This is a genomic window from Edaphosphingomonas laterariae (assembly GCF_900188165.1).
GTDB lineage: Bacteria > Pseudomonadota > Alphaproteobacteria > Sphingomonadales > Sphingomonadaceae > Sphingomonas_E > Sphingomonas_E laterariae.
Map to the genome: position 1 here is coordinate 24,172 of NZ_FZOS01000012.1, position 14,268 is coordinate 38,439.

17 protein-coding genes are annotated in these 14,268 nt (G+C 64.8%); 14 read left to right on the top strand and 3 right to left on the bottom strand.

All coding sequences use genetic code 11. The annotated features are described in order from the left end of the window. Positions 1-298 precede the first annotated feature (298 nt). From CHB74_RS12005 to CHB74_RS12010, 3 genes are all read right to left on the bottom strand, one after another. Positions 299-1,972, bottom strand: a complete 1,674-nt coding sequence (locus CHB74_RS12005; protein WP_089219868.1) for a recombinase family protein — start codon at positions 1,970-1,972, stop codon at positions 299-301. A gap of 190 nt (positions 1,973-2,162) precedes the next feature. After that, on the bottom strand, positions 2,163-2,543 hold the full coding sequence (locus CHB74_RS21625; protein WP_144033783.1) for a hypothetical protein: 381 nt from the start codon (positions 2,541-2,543) through the stop codon (positions 2,163-2,165). A gap of 186 nt (positions 2,544-2,729) precedes the next feature. After that, positions 2,730-3,131, bottom strand: coding sequence for a helix-turn-helix domain-containing protein (locus tag CHB74_RS12010; protein WP_089219869.1), 402 nt, complete (start codon positions 3,129-3,131; stop codon positions 2,730-2,732). 385 nt (positions 3,132-3,516) lie between these two features. Here CHB74_RS12010 and CHB74_RS12015 point away from each other — a divergent pair, with 385 nt between their 5' ends. The 14 genes from CHB74_RS12015 to CHB74_RS12080 all read left to right on the top strand — a co-directional run bounded on the left by CHB74_RS12015 (position 3,517) and on the right by CHB74_RS12080 (position 13,928). After that, positions 3,517-3,798 (top strand): hypothetical protein, encoded by a 282-nt coding sequence (locus CHB74_RS12015; protein ID WP_089219870.1) that lies wholly within the window; start codon positions 3,517-3,519, stop codon positions 3,796-3,798. Then, positions 3,788-4,558, top strand: coding sequence for a DsbC family protein (locus CHB74_RS12020; RefSeq protein ID WP_089219871.1), 771 nt, complete (start codon positions 3,788-3,790; stop codon positions 4,556-4,558). Before CHB74_RS12015 ends, CHB74_RS12020 begins: the two co-directional genes overlap by 11 nt. A 196-nt stretch (positions 4,559-4,754) precedes the next feature. Next, positions 4,755-5,072, top strand: coding sequence for a hypothetical protein (locus tag CHB74_RS12025; protein ID WP_089219931.1), 318 nt, complete (start codon positions 4,755-4,757; stop codon positions 5,070-5,072). Positions 5,073-5,207: 135 nt separating this feature from the next. Further along, on the top strand, positions 5,208-5,474 hold the full coding sequence (locus CHB74_RS12030) for a type IV conjugative transfer system protein TraL (RefSeq protein ID WP_089219872.1): 267 nt from the start codon (positions 5,208-5,210) through the stop codon (positions 5,472-5,474). Positions 5,475-5,482: 8 nt separating this feature from the next. After that, the gene (locus CHB74_RS12035) at positions 5,483-6,115 is read left to right on the top strand and encodes a TraE/TraK family type IV conjugative transfer system protein (protein WP_089219932.1); all 633 of its coding nucleotides are present in this window, start codon (positions 5,483-5,485) and stop codon (positions 6,113-6,115) included. Then, the gene (locus CHB74_RS12040) at positions 6,099-6,857 is read left to right on the top strand and encodes a type-F conjugative transfer system secretin TraK (protein ID WP_089219873.1); all 759 of its coding nucleotides are present in this window, start codon (positions 6,099-6,101) and stop codon (positions 6,855-6,857) included. The genes CHB74_RS12035 and CHB74_RS12040 overlap by 17 nt, the downstream gene beginning before the upstream one ends. Further along, positions 6,854-8,146: a TraB/VirB10 family protein gene (locus tag CHB74_RS12045; protein ID WP_245842862.1), complete on the top strand. Its 1,293-nt coding sequence runs from the start codon at positions 6,854-6,856 to the stop codon at positions 8,144-8,146. The genes CHB74_RS12040 and CHB74_RS12045 overlap by 4 nt, the downstream gene beginning before the upstream one ends. A 35-nt stretch (positions 8,147-8,181) precedes the next feature. Continuing rightward, complete coding sequence (locus tag CHB74_RS12050) at positions 8,182-8,760, top strand: TraV family lipoprotein (RefSeq protein ID WP_089219874.1); 579 nt, start codon at positions 8,182-8,184, stop codon at positions 8,758-8,760. A gap of 26 nt (positions 8,761-8,786) precedes the next feature. Next, entirely contained in the window at positions 8,787-11,270 is a 2,484-nt protein-coding gene (locus CHB74_RS12055) for a TraC family protein (RefSeq protein ID WP_089219934.1), read from the top strand. After that, entirely contained in the window at positions 11,270-11,590 is a 321-nt protein-coding gene (locus CHB74_RS12060) for a hypothetical protein (RefSeq protein ID WP_089219875.1), read from the top strand. Before CHB74_RS12055 ends, CHB74_RS12060 begins: the two co-directional genes overlap by 1 nt. Further along, positions 11,587-12,015: a hypothetical protein gene (locus CHB74_RS12065; protein ID WP_089219876.1), complete on the top strand. Its 429-nt coding sequence runs from the start codon at positions 11,587-11,589 to the stop codon at positions 12,013-12,015. Before CHB74_RS12060 ends, CHB74_RS12065 begins: the two co-directional genes overlap by 4 nt. After that, the gene (locus tag CHB74_RS12070) at positions 12,012-12,248 is read left to right on the top strand and encodes a hypothetical protein (protein ID WP_089219877.1); all 237 of its coding nucleotides are present in this window, start codon (positions 12,012-12,014) and stop codon (positions 12,246-12,248) included. Before CHB74_RS12065 ends, CHB74_RS12070 begins: the two co-directional genes overlap by 4 nt. Before the next feature lie 55 nt (positions 12,249-12,303). After that, complete coding sequence (locus tag CHB74_RS12075) at positions 12,304-12,915, top strand: conjugal transfer protein TraW (RefSeq protein WP_245842875.1); 612 nt, start codon at positions 12,304-12,306, stop codon at positions 12,913-12,915. Next, a complete protein-coding gene (locus tag CHB74_RS12080; RefSeq protein WP_089219879.1) occupies positions 12,912-13,928 on the top strand; it encodes a TraU family protein in 1,017 nt (338 codons plus the stop codon). The genes CHB74_RS12075 and CHB74_RS12080 overlap by 4 nt, the downstream gene beginning before the upstream one ends. Positions 13,929-14,268 lie beyond the last annotated feature (340 nt).

The following is a 14,268-nucleotide window of genomic DNA, read 5'->3' on the forward strand; positions in this document are numbered from 1 at the left end:
GTCGATGTCCCGCTCTTGATTGTCCCCCACTGTATGGAACGGAATGTTCCAAGGGCATCATGCACGAATTCCATCGTGCGGCAATGTGTCGTTATGAGGGGATATTCGCTATGGATGTGGTTAACATCGCGAGACATTTTCGCTGATCTCGTCCGCAGATTGGCACGGTGGCTCATCAGCGCCTGACAAGACGTGCGACGTCGAACCAGCGCATTAGCTTGAACTTTCAGATGCGACGCGTTAGCTGGCTTTTCAGCGCCACGGGTCGGCGTGCTCCGTGGCACATTTCGTGGCACATTTAGGGTAATGGAGGGTAATCTAGGGCAAGCTGACTATTGAAAAATAGTGGTTTATTTCCCCTCCGATCCCCTGTAGTGTCCCCAAAATCCGGTTCGATTCCCGTAGGGGTCACCAGACTGTCGTGGCAGTCTCCAGCGGTCGAAATTTGCCCTCCCAAAAGGAGGGCATTTTTCGACAATTCCTCAAGCATTCCAAAAGGTTCGCGAAACCCAACGGACAGGCTTCCATCGGCCCAGGAACAGTTGCTGAGGACCAGGTTTAGAGCCCTGCGCTTGTGGCCCACAGCCATGTCCGCGAATCCCTTGTGCGCCGTGCGAACGACGTCGAGCAAGGCGATGCTGTCGTCGACATAGGCATCGTCGGCATTGCTGAGCAGCTCCAATCCCCGGATCGCGCGGGCGCGCTCATCGCGCCAGGTGACGGAGATGCGGTCGTGGAACTCCGCCGTGATCCGACCTTCGACCTTGTCGAGATAAATCATGTCCAGTCGGTCCTGGAGTTGGCTGGCTTCCGCGATGAGTTTCTCTTTCCTCGCTTCCCGATCCCGGCGCTCGTCGGCATGACCTTCACGCAGGGCGCGCTGCACCAGGCCGAACACCTCGTCGTCGAGGCGGAGGCGTGCGAGCACGTTCTCGAAATACGTGTCGAGGATTTCCTGCCGCACATAGGGTTCCGGGCATTTCCCTTTGAAGCCGGTGCAGTGGTAGTAGATGTATTTCTTCTTCTTGAGTTCCGCGACGATCGCGCAGCCGCAATGCCCGCAGGTCATCAACCCGGTGTAGGTAAACTCGACCGGCTTGGCGCGCAGATTGGCGGCGCTGCGGCCGTCGATGATCTCCTGGGCGTTCTCCCAAGTTTCGAGCGAGATGATCGGAGCGTGCAATCCGCGGTACAGCTTGCCGTTCCACTCGTATGAGCCCGTGTAGATGCGATTCCTGAGGACATAAAGAAGCGTGCTGGTCCCGACCGGCTTGCCGCTCCTGCGATATTTCAAGCCGAGTTCGCGCGCCTTCCCGGCAAGTTCCTTCATCGAGTAGTTGCCCGTCCCGCACAGGTCGAACAGTTGGACGATGATCGGTGCCGTCTCCGGGTCGATCTCGATGACCTTCTTGCCGACGTCGTTTCGCACGTTGCGATATCCAAGCGGCGCCAATGTCGGCCAATAGCCCTGCGCCGCCTTCTCATTCATGCCCTTTCGGGCTTCTTCCGAGAGATTATCGATGTAGTTCTTCGCCATCAGCACCTTGATGCCGTGCATGAACTTTTCCGAAGATCTAGACTCGGCGGACAGGACCACGCCTTCCTTGACGAGATGGACTTCGACATCCAACTCGTCGAGTGTCACATAGTCCTTGAAGTTGCGGTAGAGCCTGTCGGTCTTCTCGACGAGGATGATGCGAACCGTCGGATGCCGGCGCAGATAGGCGAGCATGGCTTCGAATTCCGTGCGTCCCGCCTTCTTCGCGGTTTCGACGTCGATATGCTCGGAGACGACGTTGATGTCGTTCAACGCGGCATATTCTTGCAGCAGCTTGATCTGCGCCGGGATCGAGAAGCCTTCGCGTTCCTGGTCCGCGGTGGACACCCGCGCATAGAGGACGGCTTTACGCGCGGCGAACGCATCGACCGCGCGTTTGACTTTCCGTTTCGGTGCTGTCCGCGGCCTCGCCATTTTTCAAAACTCCTCACTGAATGCCTGGACCCAATCCTCCTCCACCTCCAGGTATGAAAGATACGCGTCCCCGGCGGGCGAGCGCAGAAACGTCGCCCTGCTCATGTTCCCTGTTTATTCCGGTTCAGACGCCGGGGGTCAAGTCGCTGTTCGACTCCAACGCCGATAGCTTTGTCTGTTTCTCAGCCGATCATTTCTTCCTCCGCTGCGAGTGCGCTTTGTCCAGTTTCGCCGCCTGGGCGTGATCGCCCGCGAGCGTGTAGTAGTCCGCGAGGTCACCGAGCAGTGCCCGCGCCTCGTCCTCCGACACGTCCCGGCCGAGCCGGCGCGCAAAGATCACCTTGGCGTCGGCAATCAGTTCTTTCGAGAACTTGTCCCTGCGTGTGCTTCGCGGCTCGTGAAGGTCGATTGGCCGCTCTTCGGCCGAATTGGAGGATCCGGGTTGCGGGCGGACGACCGCGCTCGAGATGCCGGGTCGCGCTTTTCCCTTTTGGCTGGAAGGAGCAGTCGACAGATCGGCCGGATCATCGACGGGGCCATATCGGGTATGAGGCGATCTGGAGCGCCTCATCGGACCGGTGCCGTGATCCTGCACCCGGAAGGCGTGCGGGTTGCGGTCCTAGGCCGGAGCGCCTTCAAGAGAACGGGATAGTGGTAGGTGCCGATTGCGCTCGGCGACTCGCGAGGCACCGCTACGACCGTGGGTCTGCATTTCGTCCCGCCCCCGACGACAGTTTGAAACAGGTGCCGACGCTGTTCATTTCACGTCCCACCAGCCCGGCCTCATCTCCTCCGTCACCAACCTGATCGTGGACTCTGCCACCAGATCGACGCACGCGCGCTCCACTGCTTCAAGATCAGTATGAAGGAGCAATCGTGGAACCGGCATGCGCTGCGCCATGAACAGGACGGGCAACACGATGTTGCTGGCCGGAAGCCCGAGGCGGATCGTGGCGGCCAGATGATCGTCAAGCCGGGCGCCCTGGTTTCCGGCTTCGATCTCCCGCAGCCAGCGCAGGCTCACGCCGATGGCATCGGCCAATTCCACCTGCTTTATCTGCCGGCGTCGGCGCTCTTCCCTGATGCGTTCGCCCGAGATTTGCTTGACCAGCCGGAAGCCTGAAAAATCGGCTGCGATAAGTTCGTCAGTCTGAGACATCCTGCTCTCCCTTCTGGAGAATGCGTTCCGCCACCTACCCCCAACATGAGTGAATAGGTGGGGAAACAAAAATCCCGCAATAGGAAATGGTCTCAGAAATTGGCGGCAATAATGTTCACAAAATCGGATCAATAGGAACAATCGTTCCGATCTTGTCCAAGACATCCCGATAGTGAATATTTCATCCAAACCACGCACAATTTAACTAAATTGCACCTCAGGTAAGTTTGTTGATCTGTAGCGGCAGATCATTGCCGGTCGCTATTGCGCCGAATCGGAAACACTTTCATCCACTGACTGTCCGCGGCGACCAGCGAGATTCGCAGCTCACCCCGACACACAAACATCAGATCCGGCGCTTCGGGCGCCGAACAGGGAGTCGTGCATGATGAAGCCGATTACCAGCGCGATGGCTGCCGCCCTCGCACTATGGACGGGAAGCTTTCCCGCGCATGCCAAAGCCGTGCGACCGCCCCCCGCACAGCGCCTGGAAAGCCATATCGTCCAGACTCCGGCAGGGTTCGCAATCTGCACCTGCGGCTCATCTTGCGCAGCGACCGCCGACAAGCGACCCGAGCCGATCCGGATTGGCGCGAACGTCCGCCTCGACCCCGCGCTCGTGGAGCGCGCCGCGCGGGCCAGAGAGGAAATCCGCCATGCGCGCTAACTGCTTCCACACGATCTGCGCGGTCTTCGCGCTCGGCGCCGCCGCTCCGGTGATCGCCCAGGCCCAGACCGATCCGGCGCTCGAAGCCGCGCTCGATGAAGCGCAGCAGCAACTCCAGCAGACCTTCACCAATCTCACCTTCGAGGATTTCGGGCCGTCCCCGGTGAAGGGTCCGATCTACCAGGCGAGCGCTGGCGGCCGCATCATCTATTATGCGCCCGAAAGCGAACATCTGCTGTTCGCGGCCGTCTATGACAGCAACGGCCTCAATCTCACGGCGCTGGCGCAGGACGCCGCCGCCCGGCGCAAGCTTGCCGGCATCGATACCAGCAAGGCCCTTGCGATCGGTCCCGTGGGCGCTCCGCAGGTCATCGAGTTCACCGATCCCGACTGCCCCTACTGCCGGGCGCTCGATCGCTTCTGGGCGGCCAAGGCGGCCGAGGGCAAACCGGTTCGGCGCCTGATCTTCTTCGTCAGCGGCATCCATCCGGAAGCCGCCGCGAAAGGCGAGCATATCCATTGCTCGCCCGACAAGGAGGCGGCCTTCCACGCGATCTATTCCGGCGCGGCCCCCGACCAGCTCCGGCAATGTGCCGAGGGTGCGGCCAGGATCAAGGCCGACGCAGCGGTGGTCAGCAAGATCGGCGTCAGCGGCACGCCGACCATCATCGCGGACGGCAAGCTGGTATCCGGGTTCCAGCAGGCGGAGCTGGAGGAGTTCCTCTCCAGCCACCAGGCGCAGGCCAATGCCGCGCGCTGAGGGTTCCCAATACCCGTTCATGGCGGCCGCGCGCGGGTCCCTGCCTCTGCCTCGCGCGGACGGCGACACGCGGCGGACCGGGATGCCGGCGGCCATGGCCCATTCGGGCCGTCCAGCCATGCCGTCGGCCGACAGCGATCACGATCGATGCCGGCAGGCAGTCACGCGGACGGCCCAACTTCGCAGGAGCATCTATATGTTGAGGACCATCGGCAGACAGACCGTCGCCGTCGCCAATGTCGGCATCCCTTTGACCGCGCTCGCCTTGCTTGGCGCCGGAGGGGCTCATGCCTTCTCCGCACCGGCGGCGGGCGACCTTGGCTACGACATCTACGATATCGTCGTGAACCAGGGCGTCAAAGGCCCGCTCGGCTTCGTCGGTGGCGTCGCGGCCTTTCTGTTCGGCGTGAGCAGGCTGTTCAGCAATATCATGATCGGCATCCCGACCATCGTCGCCGCCGTCTGCCTGATCAAGGCGGACTCGATCCTCCAGACCTTCGGAATGGTGATCTGAACCTCCCGTCCGCGCGGTGCCGATAAAGGCGCGCGCGGACACCCCCGGACCTGGGCGCGCAGGCGCCCCGGTGAACCCTCCCGCGAAGTCCAATCCGCTTCTGCAGGACGGTTGTGAAGCAAGAGGAGAAGGTGCGTGGACGAGCGACTGCCCCAATATCTGCACAAGCCGGTCCAGATCCTGTGGTTTGGCTCGGACGAGTTCGTGCTGGTGATCACGGTCATCTTCGTCGCGGTCATCGTCGGCGGAATGCTCGGTTGGGCGCTCGTCGCGGGCCTTCTCCTTTTCGTCCCCTGGCTGCGCACCAAGCCGCGCGGGTTCATCCCGCACCTGGCCTGGCGCTGGGGCCTCATCGCTTTCCGCAACTATCCGGGTCCGACGCAGACCCGCTTCTTCGAGTGAGCGCGCCCGTGTTCCGTCGATCATCCCGCACGCCGACCGATCCGCTGCTCGGCAAGCCCGCCAGCTTCGGCATCCACCGCTACATCCAGGGGTCGAGCAACCTGTTCGAGGAGAACCGGCTGCTCAAGCTCGCCGTAGTCGGCCTGTTCGGCATCACTGCGGTGCTCGGCACGCTGATCTACACCTCGAACCAGAACACGCGCACCGTCGTGGTCCCGTTCGCCGCGAGCGGCGATCTCTATGTGACGGGCAGCAAGCCGTCCGAGGCCTATCTGCGCACGATCACGCGCAACATGGTCTCGCTCTCGGGCACCTATTCGGCCTATTCGGCGGACCGGCAGTTCCAGGAACTGCTGAGCATCACCCATCCTTCGGCCTACAACAGCCTGCGCGACAGCCTCAACCGGCTGCTCGACGAGCTGGCCGACAATCCGACGCTTTCGATCGCGACCTATATCCGTCCCGATCAGCCGGTGACCTGGACCGACCGCGAGATTCTCGTGCCGGTCGAGAAGGTCCGGGTGATCGGCGGCGTGATCCGCAAGTTCCGGGGCAATCTGCGGATTCGCTACGCGATCGACAATGGCCGCTTCTGGCTGATCGCCCTTTCCGAGGAAAACTTCGATGCCAATCCCCGTTAAGCGGCTGCTGGCGCTCGGCCTCGCGCTCGCACCGCTCCCGGCGGCGGCGCAGACGATCGTCGCGCTGCCCGACCAGACCAGCACGATCCGCCTGTCCAACCGCGACATCAACCATGTCATCTGCGCGGGCGGCGAGATCGAGGATGTGAAATTCTCCGCCGAGAAGGCGATCGCGGTAGAACGTGCCGGGTCCGATGCCTGGATCAAGTTCCTCGTTCGCGAGATCGACGATGCCGGCGCGGTGACGCGCACCTTCGTCACGGTCCCGTCCGAGTTCTTCATCAGCTGCAATGGCGCGGTCTATGCGCTCTACGCGGAACCCTCGGACATTCCCGCGCAGACCGTGATGCTCCAGCCCGGCACAAGCCAGCGCGCGCGGGCCAACGAGGATCTGCTCGGCCCGCTGGTCGAGGAAGAGCGCGCCGTCTCCATCACCCTGTCGATGCTCCAGGACCGCATACCGGGAAGTTTCACCCCGGTCGCGCCGCGAGCCGGCAATATCCGTCTCGCCGCTTTACCCGGCGCCGCGATCGATGAGCGCAAGCGCATCGATATCGAAGGATCGGGGCTTTCGGCATCCGAATATCTGGTCACGGTGGCAAGCGACGCGACGCTCGACGAGCATAGCTTCCTCGATTCCGCGCTCGGCGCCAACATCTTCGCGGTCACGCTCGACCGGACGACGTTGCAGGCCGGAGAGACCGCGCGCCTCATCGTCGTGCGCCGGGGAGCGACCCAGTGAGCGGCGCGGACGATCCCGCCGGCCCGGCCGACCTCGGCGGCGCAACCGGCAGCTACCGGGAGCACCTCGCCGCGCAGGCGCGCGCCGATGCGCCGACGGCGGAGCGCGGCCCCGCCTTGCTCGACATGCGGGCACGCTGGGCCTCGTTCAATTCGCGGCAGCAACTTCGCCTCAAACAACTGGGCGTCGCGGGCGCTGTCGGGCTGCTCGGCGTCGGGCTCTATTTCGCGAGCGGCGACACCACGCAGGATACCGAAGCGCCGGCCGCCTCGAAGCTCGATATGGGCGCCGGCCTTCGCGGCGACAGCCTCGAAATCAAGCTGCGCGGAGACCTGAAGAAGATCCTCGACGGCCAGACGCTGCTCGGCGATCGCGTCACCGCGATCGAGGAAGGCAAGATCGGCCCCGGTAGCGCCGGCGCAGGCGGAGGCGATCTTCCGCCCGCCCTTCCGGGCGATGTCCCCGAGTTTCCGCCGTCGCCGGATACGAGCGATCTCGACCCGTCCGTCACCGCGCCGCCCGCGATTCCCTCAGCGCCGCCCGCGCCGCCCGCTCCCCCGGTCGAGAAAACGGTTGGCGCGATCGGCGGCGCGACCAGCCCGGTCGCGGCCGGCGACGCGGCGGCGGGCGCTAAAAAAAAGACCCGGACGATCTATTTGCCGCCTGGTTTCATGAAGGCGCGGCTGCTGACCGGGATCGACGCGCTGGCGAGCCGCGACGCGACCAGCAATCCCGAACCGCTGATCGCCCGCGTGCAGGCGCCCGCCGTACTCCCCAATGACGTCAAGGCCAATCTTGCCGGCTGCTTCGTCATCGGCAACGCCACCGGCAGCCTCGCCAAGGAGCGTGTCGAGGTCCAGCTCGTCTCACTCTCCTGCGTCGATTTCGACGAACGCTCGGTGGTCGATCAACCCATCAAGGGCTTCTTCGTCGACGCGGACGGGAAGAAGGGCCTGTCCGGCAAGGTCGTCACCCGTGCCGGCGCCGCGCTCGCGCGCGCCTTCATTGCGGGCACGATCACCGGCATCGCCGATACCGTCGAGAACACGGTGGGCGATGTGTCCACCTCGGCGCTGGGCTCGGTGCGCTCCTTCGACGCGGGCGATGCCGCCAAGGCCGGCATTGCCGGCGGCCTGTCCCGGTCGTCCGAGAAGCTCACCGACTTCTACCTCGATCTCGCGCGCCAGGCCGGTCCGATCGTCGAGGTCGGCGCGGCCAAGGATGTGGTCGTGGTGATCCAGGAGGGCGTGTCCCTCGAAATCAAGCCGACGGCGGGGAGCAAGTTCTGATGCGCCCGCCCATCCCCCGCCACGGAGCCAGCCCCATGCCCCACACGCAGCGCCGGCGCGCCAAGCGCGCCTCCACCTTCATCCTCTTCCTTCCCGCGCTTGCCGCGTTGGGCGGGTGCGCGACGCTCGGTTCGGTCATGTCGCCCTACAGCGAGAAATTCTCCTGCAAGAACGACGATCATGGCCAGTGCATCCACCCGGACAAGGCCTATGCCGATGCCGTCGCGGGGACGGCATCGAAGTCGGACCCCGCCGTCACGCGCGACAAGGCCAAGCTGCGCGGCCGCGCGGATACGGGCGCCGGGCGAAACCGGTCCGCGGGCCAGGGCTATGCCGGTTACCGGGAGAGCGTCTATCGCGAGCTTCAGGGGCTGATCGATCAGCCGGTCACGCCGATGCTCAAGCCCCCGCGTACGGTTCGCACGCTGATCCTGCCCTATTCGGACCAGCACCGACCCGACCGGCTCTACATGCAGCGCTATGTGTTCTCGATCCTCGAACGCCCGCAATGGGTGGTCGGCGACTATCTGGTCACCCCGCAATCCTCTTCGCTGCGCGTGCCGATCCTCGAACAGGTCCAGGAACGCGGGCCGGCCCTGGACGAGCGGCCGTGAGCGCGCTGGTCGATCAGCAGGGCGGCATGACGCTGGCGCGGCTGCGCCAGAGCGTCTCGCGCGACAGCTTCTCCGATTTCCTGCCGCTCGTGGCCTGGGTCGAGGAAGAGGACGCCTTCCTCTGCATCGACGATGGCTGGGGCTATGCGTGGGAGCTGGTGCCGTCCGCCTATATGTTCGGCCATGTCCACGAGGCGCTGCTCGGGCTGCTCAATGTTCATTTCCCCGAAGGGACCGTGCTCCAGCTTCACAGTTTCGCCGATCCGCTGATCGACGATGCGCTCGATGCCTATCTCGATTTGAAGACCCGGCCCGACCCGCTGATCCAGGCTTCAGCGCGGCGGACCTTCGATTATCTGCGCGCCGGCACCGCAGGGCTGAAGGCACTCCACGGCATTCCGATCCGCGACTTCCGCACGTTCCTCTCGGTGAAGACGCGCACGCCGATGGACAGTGACCTCAAGCGCCAGATCGAGGAGCAGCTGGCCAAGCTCGGCATTCGCCGGCTCGCGCCCGAGGAAACCGTCTCCTTCTATCGGCGCATCTTCAACGGCGTGTTCGACCATGCGCCCGGTGTGTTCTCGCAGGGCGACGCGACCCGGGCGCTGGCGATCCGCAAGCAGATCATCGACGCCGGGCCGGCCTTCGCGTTCGAGGGACCCGAAGTGTTCCTCGGCGACCAGGTCGCCCGCTGCCTGACACCCAAGTCGCCGCCGCGCCGGATCACGGCCGAGCGCGCCAATCGCCTGACCGGCGGCATGCGCGGCAGCAGCGAGGACAGCGACCAGATCGGCGGACCGTTCCTGTTCACGCTAAACGTGCTGTTCGACCATTCGGCCTTCGAGATCCACAAGCGCGCGCAGATCCTTTCGGCGCAGAAGGCCGCGGGCAGCTTCGCGGTCGAGGTCGGCAAGCAGATCGAGGAAATTGGCTGGGTTCTCGACGAGATCGGCAACAGCCGGTTCGTTTCGGTGATCCCGACCATGTGGGTGTTTGGGGAATCCCGCGCCCAGGCGCGCGAGATGGCGGCGCGCGCCAAGCGATTGTGGGAATCGGAACCGCTACCCTGGATGGTGCAGGAGGAAAGCTACCTCAATCCGATCCTGCTCGCCGCCAGCCTGCCGTTCGGCCTTTACCCCGAGAAGCGCACGATCCGGATGCTCCAGCGCGATTTCCGCGTGCCGGCGCGCGCCGCCGTGCTGATGTCGCCGATCCAGACCGATTTCCGGGGCGGCGGTCGTCCGGCGCTGCTCTATGCCGGGCGCAAGGGCCAGCTCGTCACGCTCGACCTCTTCGATCCGCGCATCAACAATTACAACTTCATCGTCTCGGCCGAGTCCGGCGCGGGCAAGAGCTTCCTGCTCAACAATCTCTGCCAGCAATATTACGCGCAGAACGCGCTGATCCGCATCATCGACATCGGCGGCAGCTACAAGAAGCTCTGCACGCTCTGCTCGGGCCGCTACATCGATCTCGGCGAAGAGCATCTCGTGCTCAACCCGTTCGATCTTGGCCTTGCCATGGACGGCGATGACCGCGAATCCGCGATCTCGATGGCGGTCGCGATCGTCGCGGAGATGGCCAATGCCGCCACGCGCAAGCCGGTCACCACCTCGGAATGGAACCTGCTGAAGTCCGCGGTGCAATGGGCGATCGACAGCGGACGGGCAGAAGCGGGGATCGATGCCGTGCGCGAATGGCTCGGCGCCTATCCCGCAAACACCGCCTCCGATCTCGACCGGGTGGATCATCTTGTGCCCGCCGCGCGCGAGTTGGCGTTCAACCTGCGCGATTTCGGGTCGGACGGCGCCTACGGCCACTATTTCAACGGCCCCAGCACCTTCGACATATCGAACGACGAGTTCGTGGTGCTCGAACTCGAACGCCTGAAAGCCATGCCCGACCTCTTCAACGTGGTCATCATGGTCGTGATCAACGCGGTCACCCAGGAACTCTATCTGTCGGCCCGCGATCGTCCCCGCTTCGTGCTGTGCGACGAGGCGGCGCAGTTCATGACGCGTCAGGAGGGACAGGATCTGTCGCGACTCGCCGAGGCGATCAGCCAGGGTTACCGCCGCGCACGCAAATATCGCGGCAGCTTCGGCATCATTCTCCAGAGCATGAACGATCTGCTGCTGTTCGGCGGCACCGGCCAGGTCATCCTCGAAAATGCCGCGACCCGGTTCCTGCTCCAGGGATCGACCTATGACAAGGCGGTCGAGAACCGGATTCTCGACTATTCGGGGTTCGTCCTCGACCTGTTGAAATCGGTCCGCAACAACAAGCCGAACTATTCCGAAGTCTTCATCGATAGCCCGCTTGGGCTCGGTATCGCCCGGCTCGTCGTCGATCCCTTCAGCTACTGGATAAACACGTCGGCGCCCGAAGAGGTCGCAGCTTTCGAGGCGCTGGTCCGCAACGGCCGCTCGCCGCTTGAAGCGGTCTGCGATCTTGCCGGCGTCGATCCCGCCGAGATCCTCACGCCCCGCGCACCCGAAGGGAGGCTGTGATGGCGACCCGCAAACCCCATGCCGACCAGCTCACGCTCGAACTCGCCCCCGGCGACGAACTCGACCGGATCATCGAGCAGCGGGCGGCCGAGATGGCCGAGGCGCAAGCAGTGATCTGGCGATTCCGGCTCATCGTGATCGAGTCGTTCATGCTCGCGGCGTTGCTCCTGGCCGCGGGCCTCGCGCTCGATCTCCCGGCCGAGAAAGTCGTGTTCGGTGCGGGCGTCGCAGGCGGCGGCTGCTTGCTGACGGGTGTCGCCCTCATCGCCCTGACGGACGCTGCGAGCCGGCTTCTCACCAAATTCCGGAGGAAGGCATGACCTACAAACCGGCCCCGTTCTACGGCGCTGAACACCTGCTCGAAATTCCGCGTCGGCCGGAGGAAACGCTTCACGAATATCTGGTCCGATCGCAGCGTGTGCTGGCCGACCGGGTGCGGATGGTCGCGCGGGGGCGAGACGCCGCCGAGTATTTCCTCGAGCTGGAGCGCGCCCGTCTCCGGCAGGACAGGATCATCCTGATCCTTGCGGGTCCGTTCATCGCTGCTGCTGCCTATGTCGGGCTCGCCCGTGCCGGGATCACGGAGTTCGCCAGGTTCGAGTTCATCGCCGGGGTGATCGCCATGGCGGGCGTTACGGGCGGAGCGTTCGTGCTCGCCTGCGCGACATTTGGTCCCAAGTTCGCCGACTGGCTCCTCTCGCTCCGGTGGCATCGCGCCATGCGCTTCATCCGGAGGCGGCGATGAACGGCATCTTCTCCGCCGCGCCCTGCCAGTCCTCGATCCGGCTGCTCGTCGGCACGCAGATGCTGATGCTGGTCCAGGCCTTCCTGCTGATCTGGTCGGGCGCCGACCTTGACGGCACTCGCCCGCTCATCTGGCTCGCGCTGCTCGTCGGCACGGCAGGCCTTGGCTGCGCGGTCTGGGGCGAGAGCCGCAATCCGCCGCCCAATTGGAGGGAGCGCCGCCGTGGACGATGAAGGCTTTCCGCATGGCTGGCATGTGGTCGCAATCCAGTCGGCATTGATCGGCGCGATGATCGTCGGCGCCTTGGTCCTCGCCGGCGCGGCGCGCGCCGAGACCTCGACCATCGGGCGCACCTGGCCGATCGCCGAGCCCGACGCGATGACCGAGATCGAGGCCGCGGTCGCAAAACAGCCCGCCAGTATCGCCCCGCGCTTCGGACCGCGATCGGCATGGAGCGCGCTCAAGGCCGCGCCGCTCGGCGTCGCCGAGAAAGACCGGGTCCGCACCGTCGTCCCGTTCTACACGCTCGATCAGGAGATCCGGCTGCCGGACGGCAAGCTGCTCTACCCCAAGGGCTTCACCTTCAATCCGCTGAGTTACGTCTCGCTGCCGCAGCGTCTCGTCATCGTCCATCCGCGCGATCTCGGCTGGGCGCTCAAGACGGCCGCGCTCACCGACTGGATCATCCTGACCGCCGGCGGCGAGGCAAAGGACGATGCCCTCTCGCTCGGCGAGAAGCATGGCCGCGCGCTGTTCATCCTCGAAGAGCGGGTGAAGGAGCGGCTCGGTCTCACCGTTGCACCCGTCATCGTACGCCAGTCCGGCCAACGCCTCGAACTCACCGAAGTCCGCCTCGAACGCAAGGGAGGCCAAGGTCTTCCCCAGGAGAAACGGCCATGACCCGCATCACCTCCGCGCTGCGCGCCGGTGCGGCCGCGCTCGCCCTCGCGCTTCTCGCCCCGGCAACGCCTGCCTATGCCTCCAAATGCGAGACCGGCACCGTGTTCAATCCGATCACCGAGGTGCGCTGGAACTGCATCTTCCCGATCACCATCGGCGGGGTGCGGATCGGCAGCCACGACAAGCTCGACAAGGCGCTCGACGCCCAGTCGGCCTCCAAGCCCCTATGCGCCTGCCGCAAGGGCGCGACCTTCTGGTTCGGGGTGAAGGTCAGCTTCTGGTCGCCCAACCGCATGATCGACGTGGTGACCGAACCGGGCTGCATGATGGCGCTGGGCGTCGACCTGATGCCGACCGGCGGCAAGCTCCAGGGCAGCCAATCGTCGATCTCGGACGGCACCAACACGACCAAGCTGTTCGCGCAGGCGCATTATTACGTCGCGCCGGTCTGGAAGATGCTCGACATGTTCACCGACCTGCCGTGCATCGAGGACGACGGGTTCGACGTCGCGATGATAACCGAGGTGCTGCCGACCTGGCAGTCGGGGACGCTCGGCGCGATCATCCAGCCCGAGGCCGTCCTGTTCGGCAATCCCGCCGCCGGGCTCGCCTGCATGGCGGACAGCGCGGCGGCCGCCGCGGGCAAGGTCATCGATCCGCTGTTCTGGTGCATGGGCTCGTGGGGCTCGACCTATCCGATCGCCGGCGACATCCATATGGGCGACCGGGTCGAGGCCTGGGCGGGCCTTGCCGCGCGCACGACCTTCATGATGGGGCGCTTGGGCGCGCTGACCATTCATTCCGAAGACGGCTGTTCGTTCAAGCCGCAGCCGATCTGGACCAAGAGCCGCTACAAGCTCCAGATCATGGAGCCCGTGAAGGGCGGCAAATGCGTCAATATCGGGCGGCCCGGCGCGCTTTGGACCAGCGGCAAGCACGCGCCCGGCAAAGACAATGCCCAGTTCATGCTCTTCGAAAAGGCGATCTGCTGCGCGGGGGTCTCCACCCCATGAGCCGATCGCTTCCCCCATGCCGCGCGCAAACCCCTGAACCGAGCTGGTCCGTCCGCCAAGGATCGCTCGATGAGGCGGCCCTGCGCGCGGCAGGAGCGGCGGTGTATCCCCCCTGCGCCGCCGCTCCACCCCCGGTCAGCACGGCCTCCCGGCTCCCCAAGGCCGGGTCGGCGGATTCCCCCCTCACCGTCGCCCCGGTCGCGGCCGTGCTGACCATTTTCGAGGGACAGGCCGTGTTTCGGATACTCTCGCCCGGATCGCCCTCGTTCCGGGCGGGAGACGTGCTGCGCTTCGCCTACGGCTCCCGCACCACCGGCAGGAGGGAGATGTGATCCGTCGC